Source organism: Paenibacillus sp. A14, from assembly GCF_036864815.1.
GTDB lineage: Bacteria > Bacillota > Bacilli > Paenibacillales > Paenibacillaceae > Fontibacillus > Fontibacillus sanfengchensis.
Map to the genome: position 1 here is coordinate 30,037 of NZ_JBAGJD010000007.1, position 21,016 is coordinate 51,052.

The 21,016-nt window shown below is 55.7% G+C and carries 21 protein-coding genes and 1 pseudogene; 4 read left to right on the forward strand and 18 right to left on the reverse strand.

The window, feature by feature from the left end:
• Positions 1-2: 2 nt before the first annotated feature.
• Positions 3-908, forward strand: coding sequence for an AraC family transcriptional regulator (locus V4U88_RS18335; protein ID WP_334074700.1), 906 nt, complete (start codon positions 3-5; stop codon positions 906-908).
• 363 nt (positions 909-1,271) lie between these two features.
• Here V4U88_RS18335 and V4U88_RS18340 read toward each other — a convergent pair whose 3' ends face one another.
• From V4U88_RS18340 to V4U88_RS18365, 6 genes are all read right to left on the reverse strand, one after another.
• Positions 1,272-2,474 carry an ABC transporter permease gene (locus tag V4U88_RS18340; protein WP_334074701.1) on the reverse strand — a complete coding sequence of 401 codons (1,203 nt, stop codon included), beginning with the start codon at positions 2,472-2,474 and terminating at the stop codon, positions 1,272-1,274.
• A complete protein-coding gene (locus V4U88_RS18345) occupies positions 2,471-3,160 on the reverse strand; it encodes an ABC transporter ATP-binding protein (protein ID WP_334074702.1) in 690 nt (229 codons plus the stop codon). The genes V4U88_RS18340 and V4U88_RS18345 overlap by 4 nt, the downstream gene beginning before the upstream one ends.
• Positions 3,157-4,224 (reverse strand): efflux RND transporter periplasmic adaptor subunit, encoded by a 1,068-nt coding sequence (locus V4U88_RS18350; protein WP_334074703.1) that lies wholly within the window; start codon positions 4,222-4,224, stop codon positions 3,157-3,159. The genes V4U88_RS18345 and V4U88_RS18350 overlap by 4 nt, the downstream gene beginning before the upstream one ends.
• Positions 4,225-4,248: 24 nt before the next feature.
• Positions 4,249-4,887: a YIP1 family protein gene (locus V4U88_RS18355; RefSeq protein WP_334074704.1), complete on the reverse strand. Its 639-nt coding sequence runs from the start codon at positions 4,885-4,887 to the stop codon at positions 4,249-4,251.
• 320 nt (positions 4,888-5,207) lie between these two features.
• Entirely contained in the window at positions 5,208-5,642 is a 435-nt protein-coding gene (locus tag V4U88_RS18360; RefSeq protein ID WP_148455736.1) for a BrxA/BrxB family bacilliredoxin, read from the reverse strand.
• 124 nt (positions 5,643-5,766) lie between these two features.
• The gene (locus V4U88_RS18365; RefSeq protein WP_334074705.1) at positions 5,767-7,500 is read right to left on the reverse strand and encodes a two-component system sensor histidine kinase NtrB; all 1,734 of its coding nucleotides are present in this window, start codon (positions 7,498-7,500) and stop codon (positions 5,767-5,769) included.
• Between the two features lie 151 nt (positions 7,501-7,651).
• On the opposite strand from V4U88_RS18365, the gene V4U88_RS18370 reads away from it, so the two are divergent.
• On the forward strand, positions 7,652-8,932 hold the full coding sequence (locus V4U88_RS18370) for an NAD(P)/FAD-dependent oxidoreductase (protein WP_334074706.1): 1,281 nt from the start codon (positions 7,652-7,654) through the stop codon (positions 8,930-8,932).
• Here V4U88_RS18370 and V4U88_RS18375 read toward each other — a convergent pair.
• The 3 genes from V4U88_RS18375 to V4U88_RS18385 all read right to left on the reverse strand — a co-directional run bounded on the left by V4U88_RS18375 (position 8,929) and on the right by V4U88_RS18385 (position 12,274).
• Positions 8,929-10,197: an ABC transporter permease gene (locus tag V4U88_RS18375; protein WP_334074707.1), complete on the reverse strand. Its 1,269-nt coding sequence runs from the start codon at positions 10,195-10,197 to the stop codon at positions 8,929-8,931. The two genes, V4U88_RS18370 and V4U88_RS18375, sit on opposite strands and share 4 nt — an antisense overlap.
• A 14-nt stretch (positions 10,198-10,211) precedes the next feature.
• Entirely contained in the window at positions 10,212-10,913 is a 702-nt protein-coding gene (locus tag V4U88_RS18380; protein ID WP_334074708.1) for an ABC transporter ATP-binding protein, read from the reverse strand.
• 68 nt (positions 10,914-10,981) lie between these two features.
• Positions 10,982-12,274 carry an MFS transporter gene (locus V4U88_RS18385; protein WP_334074709.1) on the reverse strand — a complete coding sequence of 431 codons (1,293 nt, stop codon included), beginning with the start codon at positions 12,272-12,274 and terminating at the stop codon, positions 10,982-10,984.
• 271 nt (positions 12,275-12,545) lie between these two features.
• Here V4U88_RS18385 and V4U88_RS18390 point away from each other — a divergent pair, with 271 nt between their 5' ends.
• The gene (locus V4U88_RS18390) at positions 12,546-13,013 is read left to right on the forward strand and encodes a MarR family winged helix-turn-helix transcriptional regulator (RefSeq protein WP_334074921.1); all 468 of its coding nucleotides are present in this window, start codon (positions 12,546-12,548) and stop codon (positions 13,011-13,013) included.
• Positions 13,014-13,639: 626 nt separating this feature from the next.
• Here V4U88_RS18390 and V4U88_RS18395 read toward each other — a convergent pair.
• The 8 genes and pseudogenes from V4U88_RS18395 to V4U88_RS18430 all read right to left on the reverse strand — a co-directional run bounded on the left by V4U88_RS18395 (position 13,640) and on the right by V4U88_RS18430 (position 19,405).
• Positions 13,640-13,813 carry a hypothetical protein gene (locus V4U88_RS18395; RefSeq protein WP_334074710.1) on the reverse strand — a complete coding sequence of 58 codons (174 nt, stop codon included), beginning with the start codon at positions 13,811-13,813 and terminating at the stop codon, positions 13,640-13,642.
• An 18-nt stretch (positions 13,814-13,831) separates the two neighbouring features.
• A complete protein-coding gene (locus V4U88_RS18400; RefSeq protein ID WP_334074711.1) occupies positions 13,832-14,176 on the reverse strand; it encodes a hypothetical protein in 345 nt (114 codons plus the stop codon).
• A 46-nt stretch (positions 14,177-14,222) separates the two neighbouring features.
• Positions 14,223-15,710: an MDR family MFS transporter gene (locus V4U88_RS18405; RefSeq protein WP_334074712.1), complete on the reverse strand. Its 1,488-nt coding sequence runs from the start codon at positions 15,708-15,710 to the stop codon at positions 14,223-14,225.
• 119 nt (positions 15,711-15,829) lie between these two features.
• Complete coding sequence (locus tag V4U88_RS18410; protein ID WP_334074713.1) at positions 15,830-16,777, reverse strand: energy-coupling factor ABC transporter ATP-binding protein; 948 nt, start codon at positions 16,775-16,777, stop codon at positions 15,830-15,832.
• Positions 16,778-16,912: 135 nt separating this feature from the next.
• Positions 16,913-17,374: pseudogene (locus tag V4U88_RS27045) on the reverse strand (ATP-binding cassette domain-containing protein); the annotation flags it as partial.
• Positions 17,375-17,977 carry an ECF transporter S component gene (locus tag V4U88_RS18420; RefSeq protein ID WP_334074715.1) on the reverse strand — a complete coding sequence of 201 codons (603 nt, stop codon included), beginning with the start codon at positions 17,975-17,977 and terminating at the stop codon, positions 17,375-17,377.
• A 91-nt stretch (positions 17,978-18,068) separates the two neighbouring features.
• On the reverse strand, positions 18,069-18,821 hold the full coding sequence (locus V4U88_RS18425) for an energy-coupling factor transporter transmembrane component T family protein (RefSeq protein WP_334074716.1): 753 nt from the start codon (positions 18,819-18,821) through the stop codon (positions 18,069-18,071).
• Positions 18,822-18,823: 2 nt separating this feature from the next.
• Complete coding sequence (locus tag V4U88_RS18430) at positions 18,824-19,405, reverse strand: GNAT family N-acetyltransferase (RefSeq protein ID WP_334074717.1); 582 nt, start codon at positions 19,403-19,405, stop codon at positions 18,824-18,826.
• 238 nt (positions 19,406-19,643) lie between these two features.
• On the opposite strand from V4U88_RS18430, the gene V4U88_RS18435 reads away from it, so the two are divergent.
• Positions 19,644-20,621: an alpha/beta hydrolase gene (locus tag V4U88_RS18435; protein ID WP_334074718.1), complete on the forward strand. Its 978-nt coding sequence runs from the start codon at positions 19,644-19,646 to the stop codon at positions 20,619-20,621.
• Here V4U88_RS18435 and V4U88_RS18440 read toward each other — a convergent pair.
• The gene (locus V4U88_RS18440) at positions 20,612-20,845 is read right to left on the reverse strand and encodes an aspartyl-phosphate phosphatase Spo0E family protein (RefSeq protein ID WP_334074719.1); all 234 of its coding nucleotides are present in this window, start codon (positions 20,843-20,845) and stop codon (positions 20,612-20,614) included. The genes V4U88_RS18435 and V4U88_RS18440 overlap by 10 nt on opposite strands.
• Positions 20,846-21,016: the final 171 nt, after the last annotated feature.

Genomic DNA, 21,016 nt, shown 5'->3' on the forward strand with positions numbered 1-21,016 from the left:
TCATGAACCAAATGGATGTTATTCGCAAAAGCATCGAATATATCGAGACGCGGCTCGATGCGGATTTGACCTTAAAAGGAGTGGCTTCGGCCATGCATTACTCGGAATACCATTTTCATCGTACCTTTCTCTATGTGGTCGGTGAAACGGTGACCTCGTATATCCGCAAACGCCGCCTGTCCAAAGCCGCCGAGCTGTTGGCCGGCAGCGATTCGAAACTGCTCGATATCGCCCTGGAGTGCGGGTTTCATTCGCACGCGGCTTTTACGAGGGCATTCCGGAGAATGTATGGCATTTTACCGACAGCCTGCCGACGTCATGGTCAGCCTCCGTTTTTGTATCCCAAAGCCGAGTTCGCCGATCTTTGTATCGATGCCCAAAATTATGGGAAATGGGGAGATTATGCTATGGAATATCGGATTGAGACTTGCCCTGAAATGAGAATTATCGGTTACTCGATTAAAACAAACACCGTGGACGGAGAAAACAGCCGTGATATTCCGGCATTTTGGCAAAAGTATATGGAAGAACGTTTAGGGGAGCGCGTGCCCGGCAAAAAACGTCCGGATGTCGAGCTTGGCCTCTGCACCGCGTATGAGGAGGATGGATCCTTCCACTATATTATAGGATTTGAAGTGGATGAACCGACCCAAGTACCCGATGGGATGTTCGAGTACAGAGTGCCCGAAGCCCAGTACGCCATCTTCACCACCCCTCCGGCCAACGAAGAAGAGTTCATCGAATCCATTCAGCACACCTGGAACAAAATTTTTGCCGAATGGTTCCAAAGTTCAGGCTACGAGCAGGCGTACGGCCCGGACTTTGAATGGTACGATCAACGCTGCTGGCCGAAGGAAGGCAAGCGGATCGACATCTACATCCCCGTTCAGCCCGCCGCATCCGCTTAAAAAGCTTCTGAAAAGCCCGACCCTCGTGATAAAAGGGGGCGGGTTTTCTTTTTACGAAAATTAACGGGTTTTCCTCCAGGTAAATCCTCTCGTTCGGCCCTCGTGGTCTCATTTACCTGGAATTCCTCCTGCTAATCCGGGCGATTCTCCGCGTTTCCGTCCTTTTGCCCAATTTTAGCTGGAGGTTTTCCAGGTAATTCTCAATTTACCGGCCGAACCGGCCAATTACCTGGAGTTTTTCCCGTTAATCGATCCGCGGGCGGCGCGGTGCGCCCCATGCCACCGACCTCTCCCCTCAACAAACCAAAGAAGGGCTTCTCCCGAAAGCAGTCCTGTCTGCCTCGGAAGAAGCCCTCCGTTTTATTATTCGTAACGAAGCGATTCGATCGGGTGCAGCTTGGACGCTTTGTTCGCCGGGTAAAGTCCGAAAAAGATGCCGACCGCGGCCGAAAAGCCGAAGGCGAGCAAAATCGCCCAAATCGATACCACAAAGGGCCAACCGGATATGAGTGCGAACGCGTATGCCGCGAGCAAACCGAGCAGCGCCCCCACTGTGCCGCCCAAAAATGAAAGTATGACGGCTTCAATCATGAATTGAAGCATGATCGTGCCCGGGGTGGCCCCAATGGCCTTCCGGATCCCGATTTCCCTCGTGCGCTCGGTCACCGAGACGAGCATGATGTTCATGACGCCGATCCCTCCGACCAGCAAGGAAATGCCGGCAATTGATCCGATGATCGTCTGCAGGATGGAGAAGGTGCTGGACACCATCTTTTCCGCATCCTTGCCCGTTTGGGCCAGGTACGAATCAGGCTCCACATTTTTACGGTCGGCCAGCCATTTTTTGAGCATGTCGATGGTTTCATCTATATGGTCTGGCGACGAAGCGACGATATCCAGCGATCCAAGGTGGTCGCTATCCGTCTTCTCGTCGCCGAAAGTGATCGCCGTAATCGGCGCATAACCGGAGTAGCTTTCTCCCTGCATCCCGCTCATGATACTCTCCTCCGCCTTGTAGACGCCGACAATGCGAAACCTGTCATTCCCCAGAACAAATCTGCGGCCGACGGCCCCTTTCGCCGAACCAAACGCCTTCTCCGCAAACTTCAAGTCAACCACCATCACTTTCTGGCGGCCTCTTTCTTCCTGTGCGTTAAAGAATCTCCCGGCCTCCAGTTCAATCTTTGTTATTTTCGGCATGACCGAAGTCGTCATCGTGACATTGAACTGGAACTTCTCCTGCTTCAGCTTGGTCGTCGAACCGTAGCCCAGCGAAGACGAAACGTAGCGAATCCCCGAGAGTTTGCGGATTTCCGCCATATCGCGCTGACGGAACTCCGCTTTCTCCAGATTGCTCTCGTCGCTGTAATTCGGATAGATGGAAAAGTACCCTTCCTCATAGTTGGATACCATTGAGATAATGGAAGTCTGCCCCGCCTGGCCGATTGAGACGACGGTCACCACCGCGGCAACCCCGAACACAATCCCGATCATCGTCAGAAAAGAGCGAAGCTTGTTCATTCGCAGATTATCCAGAGCGACCAGGATGCTCTCCCAAATGCTCACGGGCGGTCACTTCCTTTACGGGTATCCTTCAGCAGTTTGCCGTCTCCGAACAGCAGCACGCGATCCGCGTGCTCCGCAATATCCGGCTCGTGCGTGACAAGGACGATCGTCGTCCCTTCCCGGTGGATCTCCTTGAACAAAGCCATAATCTCGTGGGAAGATTTCGTATCCAGATTCCCGGTCGGCTCGTCCGCCAGCAGGATCGGGGCTTCCATCGTCAGCGCTCTGGCAATGGCCACCCGCTGCTTTTGTCCCCCGGACAGCTCGGTCGGACGGTGTTTGACCCTTTCCTTCAGGCCGACCTTTTCCAGCAGCTCCAGCGCCCGTACCTGGCGCTTCTCCCGGGGAATGCCGGCGTACATCATCGGCAGCGTCACATTTTGCAGCACCGTTTGCCTCCCGAGAAGGTTAAAGCTCTGAAATACGAAACCGATCTTCCTGTTCCGGACCCGGGCCAAGTCATCCTCATTCAGGGTATGTACCTCTTCTCCGTCCAAAATATAGCTGCCCGAGGTCGGCACATCGAGACAGCCGATAATGTTCATCAAGGTCGATTTCCCCGAGCCGGAGGTCCCCATGATCGCTACGAAGTCCCCGCGGTCCACCTGCAGACTGATCTTGCTCAGTGCTTCGACTTCCAGCGGTCCATTCTTATAAACTTTGGTGATATCCTTGAGCGTAATCATTGTACAGTCACCTTATCGCCGTCCTTCAGCGATTCCAAGCCTTCCACGACCACCGGATCTCCCTTGGCTACGCCCTTTGTGATCTCGATCTGCTCATCGCCTTCCTTGCCGGTCTGAACGGGAACCTTCACCGCCTTGCCGCCCTGCACTGTGAAGACGTAAGCCTGGTCGCCTTCGTGTTGCACCGCGCTGATCTGGGCGAGCAGCCGGGGCTTGTCCGGAATTTTCATCGCCACCGTCACGCCATACCCGGGCCGGAGTTCGGCGGCTTTGCTCGATAAACGCACCGTCATCTCCACGGTGGCGTCCTTGGACGTCGCTTCCACGATTTTGGCGGTCGGCGCCAAATAGTCCACGACGCCCTCATAAGTGCCGGATATCGATTCGCCGGTAACAACCGCCTTCATGCCCACCGCCGCTTTTCCGGCATCCAGTTCGTTCAAATTGGCACGGACCTTGAAGCCGGAGAGATCCGAGATTTGGGCGATCTCGCCCCCCTCCGCGATCATTTGCCCGGCATCCGCCGTCAGGGTGGTGATCACGCCGTCCGCCGGAGCATAAACTGCGCTGTTCGCCAGCTTGTCCTCCAGGGAAGCGATCGTCAGCTTGCTGCTCTTGATGCGCAAATCGAACGAGGTGAGATCCAACTCCTCAACGTCTTGGTTGGGATCTTCGCTCACCGATTTCTTGAAAGCTTCGAAGTGCTGTTTCTTAGCCTGAAGCCGCTCCGATTCGGCTTGTTCCAGACTTAGGCGCTCCTTGGCCAATTGCTCCCGAATGCCGTCCTGCTTGAGCGTCAGCAGCACCTGCCCTTTGCTCACGGTATCCCCCGCCTTGATTCGAAGTTCCCCGACAATACCGCTCACCGGGGAGTAGAGCTTGGTCGTCTTCTCCGGTTCCAGCTTGCCGTTCGTGTAAATCTCCTCGATGATTTCCCCTTCGGTGACCTCCGCGGTTTTAACGACGAGCGCGCGGTTCATATTTACGAGATTTACACCGACCAGACCTATGACGACAATCCCCAGCAATACTCCGATGATCCATTTTCTTTTCGACACTTCCATCACCTATCCTGTTATCTTGGTCGATTAAACGAGCAGCAGCGAACCTAGCGAAAATACCAGCCAAGCGGCGACAATCCAGATACCCACCTTTTTCCGCGGACGTTTCATCATGACCGAAGCCCCGACGACGTAAAGGAAAAGTCCCCAGATAACGAACGGGTTCGCCAGTGACAAAAGATAGTACAGCTTGCTCGTTTTATCCGTAACAAAAACGGCGAGACTGAGGCTGAACGCCGTGGTCGACTGTGCGCCCGTCGCCATCAACATGATTCCCGTAATCAATCCGCCCAGCAAGCCCGGCAGAACCGAAAAGGAGGCGGCCGTTACCAACTGCATAAATTTGGCCTCTCCGCGAACGATCAGATTCAACAACATAAACAACAGCGCAATGATAAATACGCTCGCGGCCGCGCTAATCGGAGCCATGATCAGCGACGTGACTTTGGTGCCCGCAATAAAAGCATCGTATGTACTCGGGTCCAATTGCGTAGTCTTGCGCAGACTTTCATACATCGTGGCCTCCATCGCCGGAAGCTGCAAATAAATCACCACTGCCGATAAAACAACCAGCAGGACAAACGGAAGAATCCAGGCCGTTTTACTCTCCCGGGCCCTCTGGAATGTAGCCTCCGGAGCTACAAAAATGGTGAACAAGTTTTTCAAACTGATCTCCCTCCCAATTTTTCAATCTTAAACCCTCTCTGCAACTATGTAAAAAAACAAGCAGTCACTATTTATACGCCTTTACATGTGGAAAGATTCACTAAACTTTTGTCGTATTCCCGAATTCCAGGCATTCGGCTACAAAAAAAGGACTGCCTCCAAGGGCTGCCCATTCATGTTGTAGCCTGTCCGATTCCCCGGGATGAGACTGCGCTTATGAACCTCTTACCTAAAGTAAATATGTAAAACGCCCCTGCCGGTATGAATATCTCGAACCGGCAGGGACGTTTGGTCACAAACTAAATTAGCTTCATCAAGAATTAACGGCAAAAGCGGTCAAAAGCGCTGGTCAAATCCGCGGCGATTTCCTCGGCGGAACGATCCTCAATTTGATGACGCTCAATAAAATGAACGAGCTCTCCGTCCTTCATCAGGGCGATCGACGGCGAGGAGGGCGGATAAGGCGCAAAATACTCGCGTGCCTTGGCCGTAGCTTCCTTATCCTGACCGGCAAAGACGGTATAAAGATGATCCGGCGTCAAATCGTGCTGCAGTGCTTTGGCAACGCCAGGACGGCATTGGCCTGCGGCGCATCCGCATACTGAATTGACAACGACAAGCGCCGTGCCTTTAGCCGTCGGCAGAGCGTTCTCCACTTCCTCGGGCGTGCGCAGTTCCTGAATCCCGAGGGAAGTTAACTCATCGCGCATCGGTTGAATCATGTCTCTCATATATTGATCAAATGACATGGACATCGGTTGTCTCACTCCTTATGTTTAGAAACTTGGCTTGCGGCGGAAACGGTTATGTCTCGGCGTTCACACTATCTTCAATTATACATTCATAAGAAAAAAGAAAGCAAATGAATCGGGAATTTCATTATTCCGCGGCAACCGGAATTTCGCCTTGGGATTCGTGCAAACGTTCGTTAAAAGGAAACAGGACGGTAAACGTCGTCCCTTTCCCTTCCTCCGACTGCACGCTGATTTTGCCGCTGTGGCGTTCCATGATGCTTAGGCATAAGGAAAGGCCGAGCCCCGTTCCCTGCGCCTTGGTGGTGAAGAACGGCTCAAACAGCCGTTCCTGCTGAGCCGGCGGGATGCCCGGCCCCGTATCTCTGACATACAGAGCGACGCCATCGGCGACACACCGGGTTTCGAGCATAAGCTGGCCCTTCTCCGGCATTGCTTCCATTCCGTTCCGTCCCAAATTCAGAATGAGCTGCTTGATCTCCTTCGGATTCAGCATAAGCCGGGGCACGGCTTCATCCAGCTTGACTTCGATGCTTTGCCCCCTGAGATTGGCGTCCGCCCAAAGCAGCGGGGTCAATTCCCGGATAATATCGTGAAGATCGCAGAGCTCCATCTGTACCGGGCGGTTCTGGGCGAGCGCCAAAAAGTCGTTAATAATACTGTTGGCCCGATCCAGCTCCTCCATCACGATCCGGTAATAATGGTCCAGCGACGAAGGGCTCTTCTCCCGCATCAACTGCAGAAATCCGCGGACCACAGCCATGGGATTGCGGATTTCATGGGTGATTCCCGCCGCCATCTGTCCGACAAGGCTTAACCGCTCGACATGATTCAGTTCCTTGCGAAACGTCTCGAGCTCCGTAATGTCCTGAATGATCAAAACGGCTCCGATCGTTTCATTGGTACTGCCTTTTTTGATCGGGGCCGTACTGGTAAAATAGATTTGATCCCCGCTTTGCAGCAGTTCGCTGGACTTCTCGTTTCCCTTCAAGGTCTGGACCGCCCGGGGAAGCAGCATCTCAAACCGGATGTCGGACAGCACCTTGTCCAGCTTGTGCTTGACGAGGTTTTCGCGGCTTATGCCGGGATGGCGCCAACGGTACAATTGAAGGAAAGATTCATTGACCGCCATAATATCTCCCTGGCGGTCGAGCAGAATAATGCTGAGCGGAGCGGCATCCAGGCTTTGCTGCAGCTTTTCCGCTTCGCTGAAATAACTGCGGGACAACTGGAGAACCTGAAGACGCAGCTTTTCTTTTTCAAGCGTATGTTCGATCATGTATACAAATAAAACCCCGATCAACAGCGTTGCCAGGATGTTCATCAAGGCAGCCGACAAGGAAAACGGATCGGTCGGAAACGTCTCCGCTCCGCTGATGAACGGCGACGATGTGATCATCACTTCGCCGGCGACGAAAAAAAAGGAGAGCATAGCGATCTTTCCGCGTCGGTCGGTCTTGTTAAAGCGATTCGAGCTTAAGAGAACCAAAGGGTAGAGAAGGACGCCTGTCTCTAAAATTAAATCCGGTAAAGCGAAGTTTAATGCAAATAAAGGATACAGAATCAACTGAAGCAATCCCAAAGCCACCCCGTCGCGCAGCCTGCCGTAAAACATCAAGGCGAACAACGGAAGAATTCCATAGTTGAGCGGTATATCGCCCCATAATCGGGTGGAAAAAATCAGGCATAGCAGCATACTTAACGTACAAGTGAACAGAAGTTCGGCGGCATAGGGATACTTGCGGATTTCTCCCTCCGCATCGCCCGGGGACGTGCCTTTCATCCCATAGGTCAGCGGGAACAAAAAGGCCGGCAAACCGGCGATCAGCATCTGCAGCAAAATTTCCTTTATCTCCCCCATCTTCTCCCTCCTCTGGCGGAAGAAATCGTTCTCATTCTCGATTAAATCACAGGCGACAAAGTTTTACAATATTTCTTGTTTTAGAGAGCTTATAAAGTTCTTTTTTGTAGAAAAAGTACAAATAATTATCCACGCGAAGGAGTTTACAACCATGAAAAGTTACGATGTGATCGTGATCGGAGGCGGACCTTCGGGCCTTATGGCCTCGATTGCCGCCGCGGAGCAAGGAGCTCGGACGGCTTTGCTCGATAAAGGGGACAAGCTGGGGCGGAAGCTGGGGATATCCGGCGGAGGACGCTGCAATGTGACCAACGCCAAAGAGATCGATGATCTGATCACCTATATCCCCGGCGGAGGCCGATTTCTTCATAGCGCATTCTCTATGTTCAGCAACCGGGATATTATCGTTTTTTTCGAAAAACTTGGGATCGCTTTAAAAGAGGAGGATAACGGAAGAATGTTTCCGGTGTCCGACAAAGCCAAAACGGTCGTCGACGCCCTGGTCGGCAAGGCCAGAACAATGGGCGTTCAATTGTTGACGCATCATCCCGTTCAGGAACTGGTGTACGGACCGGAAGGAGTCGAGGGCGTGAAGCTGGCAAACGGAGAGCGGTTCGGCGCCAAATCAGTTATCGTGGCGACCGGTGGCAAATCGGTGCCGCATACGGGTTCCACCGGGGACGGATACCCTTGGGCCCAGGCGGCCGGCCACACGATTACCGAGCTGTACCCGACCGAGGTGCCTCTGGTATCCAAGGAGCCGTTCATCGCCAGCCGGGAGCTGCAGGGACTTTCCCTTCGCGATGTCAAACTGTCCGTGCTTGACCCGAAAGGCAAAACCGTCGTGTCTCACCGGGGGGATATGATCTTCACCCACTTCGGGCTATCGGGCCCGATCGCTCTCAGATGCAGCGGGTTTATCCGCGGCGTCAAAAAGAAACACGGCGTCGCTGAAGTAACGATGGCGCTGAACCTTTTTCCCGACAAATCCGCGGGAAGTCTGGATGAGCATCTGCGCCGGCTGGCCGCGGCCGAGCCGAAAAAGGCGCTGAAGAACGTGCTGAAAAGCACAATCCCCGAGCGCCTGCTTCCGCTATTGTTCGAAAGGGCCGGACTCGCCGGCGATACGACGTATGAACATCTCCCTAGGGAACCTTGGACGGCGTTTGTGGCGACGGCGCTGAACTTTCAGATCCGGGTGACGGGGACCCGTCCGTTTGAAGAAGCGTTCGTCACCGGCGGGGGCGTACACCTGAAGGAGATTCATCCGAAATCGATGGAATCGAAACTGATGCCGGGGCTGTTTTTTTGCGGCGAGGTATTGGACATCCACGGGTACACCGGGGGGTATAATATCACCGCGGCCTTTGCCACCGGCTATACGGCCGGCCACCATGCCGGCTTGTCCGCACTTGGAGAGCGGCAGGATTAGCTGCCGGACCTCCGCCGCCGGCCGAGCGTGAACAGCGCCGACAACGAGGCGGCGGCCCGGGCCAGGATCAGGGCTGCCGGAATCCCGGCGATGACGCCCCACCAGTCGTGAAACAGAGAGGCGCACAGCACGCAAGTAAGCAGCACCGTCCCAGGATAAAGAAGCAGCCGCAGGGAGAGCGGAGCAGCCTTGTACTCCGTTTCTTCGGGCAGCGGCAGCAAAGGCATCAGCCCCTTGGCGAAGAACGCCTGCCGGTGGCCGTTCAGCCAATAGGCGAACAGCAGCAGCAGAGCGCCGTATACGATCAGGTTGACCGGGTAGGACGGAAACCAGACCGCCGCGCTGCCGTACAAGACGAATTGCGCATACAGCCTCCATTCCGGCCCCCGGAAAAAGGCTTTGAAGATCGATTCGGCGATCACGGCTTCCGGCCGGTTCTTGCGCAGCAACCGCCCTCCCCGGCGGAACAGCCAAGGCCGGGAACGGACCGCGGGCGGCCTGTCCATGGCTCCCGCCAGCAGCAGACCTGTGAGCACCGTTCTCCGGCGCTCATCCTCCCGCACCTCCGCCTCGAATCTGCCATGGAGGCGAAAGCGCGTTTCGGCAAGAAGAACGGTCAGCAGAACGCAGGAGGCGAGCACCGCAGCAGAGACAAACGCGTTCCCCGCCCCCATAACCAGCCAAGAAGCAAAGCCTGCGCCGAGCAGAGTAAACGCAGCCGAGCTGCAGACGATGCGCCGCCAACCTGTCCATTTTATCTGAATCAGGTTCTGCAGGAACAAATGAACGGCTTTTACCCCGCAGGCGACGGCAAAAATATGGAAGATCTCCCGCGTCTCCAGGCCATGGACCCGGACGAGTACGGGAGCGATCAAGGCCAGCGCCGCCCCGATCGTCGCGAAATGGACAATCAATCCGGCCCAGGCGCCTCTCCGCATCACTCCGCGGATCCATTCCGGGCGCTGCTTCAGGAAGAGCACATCCGCCGCTTCAATGAAAAGAACCAGGCCTCCCGTTGCATAGATGACCAGCAGCAAATAAGCAGGCAATACGTTAAAAGGAAGCTGGAGGAGCCAGGCGGGCAGCGCTTCACGCCATAGGCCGTAATAAACCCGCCCGAACAGAAGCAAACCCGGGATTCCGATATACAGCAGGACGATGCCGTCAAACACGGACCAAAGCATGGCGATCTGTTTCCTCCAATGATCCGCCCACCTGCGAAGAAACAAGCGCCTTACCGTCATTTGTGAAGTAATCTCAATCATCGGCGCCTTCCCCCTCACGTCAGCACATCGAAGCAGTCGAATAAAGGAGCGTCCGGCAGTCCGGCGGCAAGGCGGATATCCTGCAGCATCCCCTTGGCGGCCACTCTGCCCTCGGACATCAGGATGAAGTCGTCGCAGATCCGTTCGGCCGTATCGAGAACATGCGTGCACATCAATACTCCGGCCCCTCTGCTCCGCTCCTCCTCCAGCAGGCCGAGAAAATCCTTCGTCGCTCTTGGATCCAGCCCGATAAAGGGTTCATCGACGATATAAACCTCCGGTTTCAGCAAAAAACCGATCATCAGCATCATCTTCTGCCGCATCCCTTTGGAAAATCCCCCCGGCAATTGGTTCCGCACACCGGTCATCCTGAATTTCTCAAGCAGTTCGCTGCCGCTTCGCTCGAATTCCGCTTTATCCATCCCGTAAACCGCGGCCGCCAGGCTCAGATGTTCCCAGAGTGTCAACGTGTCATAAAAAACCGGATGCTCCGGCACATAAGCGTATTTGCCGTGTCCGGCGGCAAACTGTACATTAGCCTTAATCTCGGGGATCAGACCGAGGATCGCTTTCAACGTCGTACTTTTTCCCGCCCCGTTCGGCCCGATCAGCCCGGTCAATTTCCCGGGCCGTACCTCCAGGGACACTTGCTCGATTTTTGGGTTGCCCGCCTCGTAACCGGCTTCCTCAATTTCTACCCGCAACAATGGCTCCATGCTTTTCCCCGCTCTTTCTTCATGTAATGTCTTTACTTATACGTCCGGGGAGAAGCCAGGTTTCATCATCAAGCCCCGGCAGCCTGCTGCGCGGAAGTCCGATCCCGCTTCATAATCAGAGATTTGAAGAGGAGAAGAAGAAGGGCCAGCAAGACCATAAGCCCTCCCGACAAAATAAAGGCGGGAGCGGGGCCAAAAGCGGTAACGATGTAGCCTCCAAACATCGGCCCCACGACAGCGGCGGCGGAAGTCACGCTCGTTACGGTCCCGAACACCCGTCCGGTCAGCGATTCCGGCGTCCGCTGCTGGAGCGTCACCTGAAACGGGATGAAGACTAAACCGGCTCCGGTCCCGGCGAGGAAATATAGGGCCAGCATCCAGGCATGGCCGGCAGTGACGAGCAAGCCGCTTGTGGCAAGGTATCCCGCTCCGGCAAAAACAGCCCCGAGCAGTACGCCGCCCGTCCCCATCTTCGCAAGGGGCGTGCAGCGGCGCAGCAGGCCGTTTATGCCTGCGGCCGCCAGGGTTCCAAACCCGCTGAGCGCAATGCACCAGCCCAGCATTTCTTCCGGCATTCCCGGAATTTCCCGGAACAATACGACCGTCTGAGAATCCGCGACCTGGAGGATCAGGAGGGCCATCGCCAGCATCAGCAGACCAAAAGCGACCAGCGGGATGCGGGCGATGGCCTTCAAGCCTTCGGCCAGTTCTCCCCAGAAGCCGGGCTTCTCCCCCGGATTTTCCATTCCCGCGGCGGTGCCGGTTACCGCCCTTTTACCGGGAACGGCGAGCAAAATCAAGGCGGACAAGAGGAAGGAAGCCGCATCGATCAGAAAACAGGAGACGATGCCAAAGGCAGCGGTCAGCATACCGCCGAGCGCGGGCCCGATGATTTTGCTCCCCTGCTCGATGATGGCGCTGTAGGAGACGGCTTTTTCCATATGTTCCGGGGCCACCACTTCCTTGATCTTTCCGTTTTTGGCCGGCGAAAAAAGCACATCGAATACGCTCTTGGCGATCAACAATATCCAGGCCTGCCAGAGTTCCGTCACAAACACAAGGCCTAGGACGACAAAGAAGCGGGCGATGTCCGAAACGATCATCAGTTTCTTGCGTTCCAGGCGGTCGGCCAGCACGCCGGCGGCCGGGCCTCCCAAGAGCATCGGCAGCAGCATGCAGAGCATGGTGGCCGTAATTTGCCACGGCGTGGCCTCCCATTTTAATCCGATCATCGTCAGCAAGGCCAAAATATGCAGCCAGTCCCCCAGATTGGAGATCAGCTGAGATCCCATTAAGGCCAGGTACGCCCTGTTTTGCAGGAGTCCACCCTTGGCCCCCGTTTGCGCTTGCGGTTGTTTCATAACATATCCCACCTGTTCTTTTATTTACGAGATTTATCATATAAGAACAGACGCGATATTCCCTCCTCCGACCGCCGGATTTACGGGTGTTCTTGGGGAATGAATTTTACTCGGTCCCGGGACGGAGACTTGCTTCAGTTAGACAAAAAATTAAATCTGCAAATTGTGATAAATTATATTTTTTTCATTCCGGCGGGTGTTCTAAGATAGCAGTGACACTGACTTCAAATCACTTCGATATTTCGAAAAAATAGAATAAGGCGGGATGAACATGTTGAAAACCGAGGAACGCGGAACCGATTTGTCTTTGCATCTCTACCGGGTCTTTGCCAAATCGTTCAAAAGCGTCAATGAACATGCCGTAACGGGAAGTAAAATCCAAGGGTTTAATCCGACGGCTTTTGCCGTACTGGAAGTGCTTTATTACAAAGGAGCCCAGCCGATTCAGCAAATCGGCGCCAAGCTGCTCCTGCAAAGCGGAAATGTCACTTACGTCATCGACAAGCTCGAGTCGGCCGGGTACTTGCACCGCACGCCTTGCCCGCGGGACCGCCGCGTTATATTCGCGGAGCTGACGCCGAAAGGTCGGGAAATGATGGACCAGCTGTATCCGGAGTTTTCGGAACGGATCGACCATGCGCTCAGCGGTTTGAATGAAGAAGAGAAGCAGATCATGATCGAATTGTTGAAAAAAATGGGCCGCGAAGCGGAAAAATTAGCCCCGCTCCCCCGCAAGTAAGGAAATCGACAATTGCGCTTCAACCGAGGAGAACACTCCTTGTTGGGGCGCAATTTTTTTGTGCCTGGCGTCAAGCGGGCAGGGCTGTAGGAAAGATGCAAATCTGCAGGAATTTCGGCCAGTCGGAGGGACATGATTTAAAAAAGATGCGAAAGTGCAGGAATTTTCTCGGATTCAGGGGGTAAGGGGATTTTAGGAATAAAAACCTGCAGTTTTGCAGGAATTTTTAACTATCGGCCTTATCCGGCGAAAAAGCCTGCAGTTTTGCAGGAATTCACAGCTGCGCCGTTTAAGGCCCTTATTCACTTGCCCTACTTTTAAAGAGGAGCTGGCCGCTGACAAACTTGCTTCTGATTAAATTGCTTAATACAACGCTATATAAGTTGAACTAAAGAATTAGCAATCGGCAAGAGTGTGAAATGATTCTGGAGAAGCGTAGCGCTTGCCTTTGTGACTGGATTTCTACCTTAATAAATTTAATTAAGAAATCTGGGAGCAACAGCGATCGGAAGAACATTTCACACGGCTGCCTTACATGCAAATCAATAGTTCATCTTATATAGTGCAGCTGCGGACAAAAAACAGGCCGCCCCTTGGGGCAGCCTGTGTTGTAATCCGATATCCGCTTAGTGAGTAGGATCCATATCTTTGGCCTTGTGATGATGGCGGGCATCCGCATGCTTCTGGTCGTTAATATCCTGCTGCATCTGCTGCGCTTCCTGGCTGTTGACCGGGGAGCGGTCCAAATCCTGAACGACATTGCTCAAATTCTTGTCGGCGGATCCTTTGACACGCGTCATTCGGCTGTCCTCGCTTTCCTATGTCGATTTGGTGAGCCGTTGGAGAGCTTGCGCACATTCATGAAGATGACGGACATAGTCCGAAGTCATCTCCTGGATTTTTTCGTTCCGCTCATTGACGGTCTGCCCGTCCTTCTCCACATCGACCAATTCCACGCGGACCTCACGTTGGTCCATGTAAGAACATTCAAAATCAAAAGAGTAAAACTGCCGTCCCGCCGCATCGATATGAATCCGCAGCCCTTGCGGGTTCCCGAGGTCCGCCTCCACCCGGGCCGAATCTCCCGGGTTCAAATATTCCGGCAGTTGCCGCCGCCAGGCATGGACAAGCGAGCTTTGGTCCAGGGTCAATTCCTCATTCATGCTAACACCTCCCCTTTCCCGTTATGGTGCGGAGGAGGGCAGGGTTTTATACCTCTTCGGGTTCCGGCGCTTTGCTCCGCAATCCGAGGGTCGAGACCACGCCGAACACGGCGATGATGGCCATGATGATGAAAAGCACATGCAAGCTCCCGCCAAGAACATGCTTCAGCTCGCTCCACAGATCTTTGGGCAGCAGATGAACTTTTTCCGGCGACAGCAGGTTGTTGATGTCCTCCTGGCTCACCGGGATCCCCGAGGCCGTCCCGCCTGAAGTTCTCGCCACGATGCCGAGGTTGATCAGCGTTCCGAACACCGTAACGGCGATCGTCTGGCCGATCGAGCGAACGAACGAGTTGAGCGCATTGGAGGCTCCCCGCAGATCGTAGTTGACGGATGATTGCGCAATAATGGTAAATACGGAAAACGAGAATCCGAAGCCGAGCCCATACAGTGCGTTGAATATCAACATGACGTAAATCGGCGTGTTGTCGTGGATCAAAGCCATCCCTACGGCCCCCAGGGCGATAATGAACATGCCGATCAACGAGGTCATCCGCGAGCCCCGGCTGATGATCCAACGGGAGCCGAGCACGGAACCCAACATCCAGCTGATCGACATCGGCGCCAGCACCAGCCCCGAGATCGTGGCGTTTTCCCCGAGAACCCCCTGTACCCACAAAGGCAGGTAAGAGGTCAACCCGATCAGCAGAGCGCTGGCCAGAAAGCTCGCTACATTGGAATAGGCAATATCCCGGATCCGAAACAGCTTTAAAGGAACTAGCGGCTCTTCAGCGCGTTTTTCAATGATGAAAAAGAGAATCAGCGAAATCCCCGCCACGACCAGCAGTCCGATCAGAAGCGGCGAGTTCCAGGCAAATTGCTGGCCGCCCGTGGCCAGGCTGAACAAGAGCGCCGTGACCCCGACCGTAAACGTAAGCGCGCCCGCATAGTCGATTTTGACTTTGCGCGGCTCCCGCTGTTCCTTCAAATATTTAATGATAAAAATTACAGACACCAGACCGAACGGAACATTAAATCCGAACACCCAGCGCCAATTCAGGGAATCGACGAAATAACCGCCCAGGAGCGGCCCGACGAGCGACGAGATGCCCCACACCGAGCTAATCCAGCCCTGCACCTTGGCCCGCTCTTCCATCGAGTAAATATCGCCGATAATCGTAAAGGTCACCGGCGTCAAAGCGCCGGCCCCGATCCCCTGGATCGCCCGGTAAAAAATCAGCTGCTCCATGCTTTGGGAAATGCCGGACAGCACGGAACCCAGCAAAAACAGCACCGATCCGATCACAAATACCGGTTTTCGTCCGTACAGGTCGCTGATTTTGCCGAAGATCGGCGTCGATACGGCCATCGTCAGCAGGTAAGCGGTAAATACCCAACTGAGCAGTTCGACCCCGCCCAGATCGCCGACGATCCGGGGGCCGGCCGGGCCGATGACCGTCCCTTCGATCGCGGCCAAAAACGTGGACAGCAGCAATCCGATCAAAATATACTTTCTTTTTAAGTCGGTAACCACAACAAAACTTCCTTTCTCTCCCGTTCGGGTTTTCACAAGAGTACTATTATAAAGGAAGCCTTAATAAAAAGAAAGGCAGCATGTCCCGGACAAACGCTCCGGTTCTGCCGCCCGCTTCATTAATATTCCCGCAAACGCCCCTGCTCCATCGTCCAAATGCAGGTCGGTTCCCCGGCAAAAAACTCCGGCTCATGGGTGATCATCAAAATCGCCGTTCCCTGGGCCACCGCCTCCCTGCACAAACGCGAAAGCAGCCGGGCCCCGGCGTAATCGGTCCCTGCCGTCGGCTCGTCCAGAACGATCAGCCGCTTGCCGGACATCAACCCCGCGGCCGCGCTGAGCAGGCGCTTCTCCCCGCCGCTCAGCACATACGGCGACTCGCTTTCCCGGCCTTCAAGGCCGACCTGCCGCAGCAGCTTGGCCGCCTGCCGCAGGAGCGGCTCGGGCGTAGGCTCCTTCGTCCGGAGCCTTAGCGCGCGGCGCGGTCCGTACAGCAGCTCGTCCAGCACCGTCGCGGCGACGAACTGCTGCTCCGGATGCTGGAACACATAGCCGATTTCGGCGGCCAGATCGTAGACGGACAAGCGGGAAGCATCCCGCCCTTGCCAAAAGACGGCTCCGGCGGGAGCCGGGAGCAGTCCCAGAATAATCCGGGATAACGTGGTCTTGCCGGACCCGTTCTTCCCCCGCAGGATATGCCATTCCCCCGGGCATATCCGCATTGAAATGTCCCGCAGGACGCAAGGCCCTGCAGGGAGAGCGCCGCGCCGCCGCCGGGCGGCCCTTTTTCCTTCGCCATAGGCGAAGGAAAGGCCGCGGATCTCGAGCAGCGGCGGGCCGCCGGCTGCACATGCCGCGTGCAAGGCCGCGGCATCGGGCCCGCCGCCGGGCGCGGCCGCCGCGGAGACCCGCGTCTCCGCCGGCAGCAGGCCCAGCTCCGCGAGCCGCCCCCGGTGCTCGCGCAGCAGCGGCGCGGCCGGCCCGTCGAGCGCGACGCGCCCGGCATCGAGCACAACCAGCCGCGGCGCGGCCAGGGCGAGCTCGTCGAGCCGCCCCGTCACCGTCACCAGGGTCCGGCCCTCCTGGTGAAGGCGGCGCAGCAGCGCCAGCAGACGCCGCCGCACCCCGGCGTCCAGATTCGCCGCCGCCTCGTCCAGCACGAGGATCGGCGGCGCAAGCGCCAGCACGGACGCGATCGCCGCGCGCTGGCGCCCTCCGCCGGACAGCTCATGCACCTTGTCCCGGCGGCGCTCCAGCAGCTCCACGTCACGCAGGGCTTCGTCCACCCGCCACCGGATCACGTCGGGAGGCAGACACAGATTTTCCGGGCCGAAGGCCGCTTCGTCCTCGACCAGGCCTTGGACAAGCTGCGCATCCGGGTCCTGGAACACCAGGCCGATCCGGCTCGCTAAGTCCGCGATTGCCGCCGTTGCCGGGTCCACCCCGTTGACCTCGACCCGGCCTTCCCGATAGCCGCCGCCGGACCGCGGCAAATATCCGCTCAGCAGGCCGGCCAAGGCTGACTTGCCGCTGCCGCTCGCCCCGCTGACCGTGATCCATTCCCCCGCTTCGACCGTCAGGGAAAGGCCGTCGATAATCCGCCGTGACCCGCGCTCATAGGCATAGGTCACGTTCTCTAGCAAGATGGCGGTTGCGGAGTTCATTTAACCTTCCGCTCCCCGCTGTACCGCAAACCTGCGCAGCAGACCGCTGCGGGCGAGGGTGTCACCCAGAAGTTTGGACAGCAGACCGCACAGGATCATACCGCTAAGGATCCGCACGACGAGCGCGATAAGAAGAATATCCGTGCCCCATTTCATATAGCCGAACATCCGGGCCGCAAAGAAAAACCAGATCGGCACCATCGCCCCTCCAACCAGCAGCATGACCGGGAGATTCCACTTCCGGTACCGAAAAACCGCAAAGATCGTTTCCGCTACGACCATATAACAGCCGGCCGCCACAAAACACGAGGCGATCCCGTAAGCCGTCCCCATAAACGCCTGCACCGCCGCTCCGATCCCGAAAGTAATCACCGCCGTCCCGGGTTTACGAATGATGTAACAGGCGAGAAGCCCGTAGACCATGTACAGACCTGTAATCGTCGAGGTTGCGATCGGCCCCCCGATCCCGTTCAGCGCCTGATTCACCGGCGATATGTAAACCGTTAACACGGCGTTGGCCGCGGCCAGCATCGCCATCAGCACGATATCCAGCGTAGTGAACGCAAACCAGCGGACACCTTCTTTTTTTTCAGCCTCTTTCATTCCAGTTCCTTCCTCTCCATTCTAATTGTCAACCCTATTGTTAGAATATAGGTTGACAATTAGAATTCGTCAAGGCCCTTTTAGGTTCTTCTCAGGAGGTCCACATCAGCAGCGCCATGCTAGTCACGCTCAGCAACATGACCGCATATCCTCCTGCCGATACGCGGGCCTCCCGCAAAAAAGTCCGGTTGCGATACGCCCCAAAGCCCTTCGCCTCCATGGAGCCGGCCGTCTGCTCGATTCTGCGGACCGCTCCGGCGAAAACCGCGGTCACATTGCCGCGCCAAACCTCCAGACGCTCCCCAAATCCCCGCGGCCTCCTTCCGTACCGGATCTTGCGAGCCTCCGCCGCGCTTCTGCCCTCCGCCTCCAGCATCGGCAGGAAGGTCAGCGCCATCGAGACCCCAAAGGCAAAGCGGTACGGCAGCTTCAGCCGGGTCGTCATCATCACCACGAAATCCTGCGGATCGGTCGACTCAATGTAAATCAGGGAAGACAGAAACAGGCAAAACATCCGCAGCGTAATGGCCCCGGCGTAAGCAACAGGACCCTCGTATAAACGGATCGGTCCCAGTTCGAAGGCCGTCCCTTCCGGAGGGGCCGCCAACGCCGTGAGCAGCAGCAACGGCAAGCCGAACGCGGCGATATAGGCCATCCGTTTGGCGAGGCGCCGCCAGGTCATTCCCGCGCCATAACGGCCGGCCGCCAGTAGTACCGGCAGCATGATGATTAACGGGAGCGGCCTGTCCCAATGCATGGCCAAAATGGCGATGGAGAACAAGGAAACCAGCTTGCTGAGCGGGTCCAAGCGCTGAAGCGGGTATTCTTTGGCCGTTGCGATCATCCCTATGCGCCCCCTGCTCCCTGAATGCGGTCGTAATCTTTTTCCAGCAATGAGAACATGATCAGGTCGACGAAGCCTTCCTCGGTCTTCTGATACTCGCGCAGCAGCCCTTCCTCCTGAAAGCCCAGCGCGCCAAGCAGCTTGCGCGAAGCTTCGTTCCGCGGATCTACCAGCCCTTCAATCCGGTTCAGTCCCATCGTTTCGTAGCCGTACCGGATGACTGTGCGCAGGGTTTCGGACATGTAGCCGCTGCCCCAGTATTCTTTGCCCAAGTCGTAGCCGATTTCCCCGCGATAGGCCCCCGCCAGCTCCCAGGAATTAAACCCGCAGCTTCCGATGACCCGCCCGTCCTCCTTCAATTCGATCGCCCAGCGCATCGCATCCTCGCTCTCGGCAAGACCGTTCAACAGTTGGATCATCTGGTAGGTGTCTTCGATCGAGGCAAACGGGGGAATATTCATATACCGGACCACCTCGGGGTCACTCCAAAACTTGTGCAATGCCGGGCTATCCTCCCGCTCCATCCTCCTTAGTCGCAACCTTTCGCTCTCCAGCACCGGTATTTTACCGCCGCACTTATACATGCTGAATTCCCTCACTTCCCGAATACTGAATATTCATTTAACCCTAATCCCTATAGTCCAATCCTATCTAACCATACCCAACCCGCCAACGTCAAAATTTGTAATTCCAAGCCCTTTTCACATAAAAAATACAGTTTCCGCGATTTTCTTCGCATACTTTCGGTGATACTATTTACAAAAGACCTATATTGCGGCAGCACAAAAATAGACGGAATGGGATAGGAGGTCGCCTCTTCTTATGATGTACTCGATTCTGATCCTTGCGGTACTGCTTCTGCTGCTGGCGGTTAGCGGCATTACGCGGTTTGCTTTCCGGCAGATTACCCAAATGAAACTCCAAACGTTCGAGGGCATTTTCGATTACCTGGAAGCCTCGGGCGTGTTTACCCGGGACCGTTTCAATCTACTCGAGAAAAAAGACGTTTTCATCAAATCGAAAGACGGCTTAAAATTGAGCGGCTTCATCCTGGAGCCCCATCCCGGCGTAAACAATTGGGTGATTATCATCCACGGGTATACCGTTTCACTGCATGTCTCCACCCAATATATCGACATGTTTGAACAGGAGGGGTTCAACCTGCTGCTGATCGACCAGCGCAGGCACGGAAACAGCCAAGGCCAATACACCACCTACGGTTATTATGAAAAATACGATGTGGAATGCTGGGTCAACTGGCTTCTCGAGCAATATGGGGACGATTGCGTCATCGGTATGCACGGGCAATCGCTGGGCGGGGGAACCGTGCTGGAGTATCTGGCCATTGCGGATCCGCATGTAAAATTCGTGGTCGCCGACTGTCCCTATTCCGATCTGACCCGGTTGATGCGCCATCAAGTGAGCGTGCTGAACAAACTTCCGGCCTTCCCGCTTTTACGTCTGGTCAACAGACGGATGGAGCGCGTCGCCGGATTTCGCATGGAGCAGGTTAGCCCGCTGAAAGCAGTGGAGCACAGCCGGATTCCGGTCTTGTTCGTGCATGGTACCCGCGACAACTATGTGCCGACCTACATGAGCGAGGAATTATATGAGCGCAAGCCTGAGCCCAAGCGGCTGCTGCTCGTCGAGGGAGCCGTCCATGCCAATGCTTACGGCGTGAATCCGGTCCGGTATGCCGAAGAGGTGCATGCCTTGATCCAGGACGCCCTGGGGGAGGAAGTCCACCCGGCGGCGGCTTCCCAGGTGGAGGAATCCCGGCAATCGGCAGCCTATTCCTGAGGGATGCCCGGATCGTTTATTCTCCCCAGCATCTGCGTCTGGGCCAGCACAATGTAGTGGTCCAGACGCTGGCTAAGTTCCACGACGGCTTCACTGCTGAAATTTGTCTGATCGGCGACATGCATCAATTCGGCGCGCAGATGCTCGATCTTGTCCAGCAATTCAGCGCTGACTCTTGGGCGGCGCAAGTTTGGGTTGGAGCCGTTCGAGGAGGGGGTGGGCATAAGTTCACCTTCTTTGGCTTCTTCCCGTCATTGTAGCCTATGATGCCAAAAACATTTTTTTCAAAATTTTGAAAAATTTTATCATACTTTGTCAGATTATTCAGGCTTAAAACACCGCATCCAAAAGCCCTTATTTTCGCGGACACATCAAAAGAACCGCCCGGATTAGGT

Bases quoted from the DNA above. Each gene is read 5' to 3' on its own strand.
- V4U88_RS18390 (WP_334074921.1), top strand. From the start codon at position 12,546: ATGTTGAAAACCGAGGAACGCGGAACCGATTTGTCTTTGCATCTCTAC.
- V4U88_RS18435 (WP_334074718.1), top strand. From the start codon at position 19,644: ATGATGTACTCGATTCTGATCCTTGCGGTACTGCTTCTGCTGCTGGCG.
- V4U88_RS18430 (WP_334074717.1), bottom strand. From the start codon at position 19,405: ATGTATAAGTGCGGCGGTAAAATACCGGTGCTGGAGAGCGAAAGGTTG.
- V4U88_RS18335 (WP_334074700.1), top strand. From the start codon at position 3: ATGAACCAAATGGATGTTATTCGCAAAAGCATCGAATATATCGAGACG.
- V4U88_RS18400 (WP_334074711.1), bottom strand. From the start codon at position 14,176: ATGAATGAGGAATTGACCCTGGACCAAAGCTCGCTTGTCCATGCCTGG.
- V4U88_RS18380 (WP_334074708.1), bottom strand. From the start codon at position 10,913: ATGGAGCCATTGTTGCGGGTAGAAATTGAGGAAGCCGGTTACGAGGCG.
- V4U88_RS18365 (WP_334074705.1), bottom strand. From the start codon at position 7,500: ATGGGGGAGATAAAGGAAATTTTGCTGCAGATGCTGATCGCCGGTTTG.
- V4U88_RS18385 (WP_334074709.1), bottom strand. From the start codon at position 12,274: ATGAAACAACCGCAAGCGCAAACGGGGGCCAAGGGTGGACTCCTGCAA.
- V4U88_RS18370 (WP_334074706.1), top strand. From the start codon at position 7,652: ATGAAAAGTTACGATGTGATCGTGATCGGAGGCGGACCTTCGGGCCTT.
- V4U88_RS18375 (WP_334074707.1), bottom strand. From the start codon at position 10,197: ATGATTGAGATTACTTCACAAATGACGGTAAGGCGCTTGTTTCTTCGC.
- V4U88_RS18395 (WP_334074710.1), bottom strand. From the start codon at position 13,813: ATGACGCGTGTCAAAGGATCCGCCGACAAGAATTTGAGCAATGTCGTT.
- V4U88_RS18440 (WP_334074719.1), bottom strand. From the start codon at position 20,845: ATGCCCACCCCCTCCTCGAACGGCTCCAACCCAAACTTGCGCCGCCCA.
- V4U88_RS18425 (WP_334074716.1), bottom strand. From the start codon at position 18,821: ATGATCGCAACGGCCAAAGAATACCCGCTTCAGCGCTTGGACCCGCTC.
- V4U88_RS18420 (WP_334074715.1), bottom strand. From the start codon at position 17,977: ATGAAAGAGGCTGAAAAAAAAGAAGGTGTCCGCTGGTTTGCGTTCACT.
- V4U88_RS18360 (WP_148455736.1), bottom strand. From the start codon at position 5,642: ATGTCCATGTCATTTGATCAATATATGAGAGACATGATTCAACCGATG.
- V4U88_RS18345 (WP_334074702.1), bottom strand. From the start codon at position 3,160: ATGATTACGCTCAAGGATATCACCAAAGTTTATAAGAATGGACCGCTG.
- V4U88_RS18350 (WP_334074703.1), bottom strand. From the start codon at position 4,224: ATGGAAGTGTCGAAAAGAAAATGGATCATCGGAGTATTGCTGGGGATT.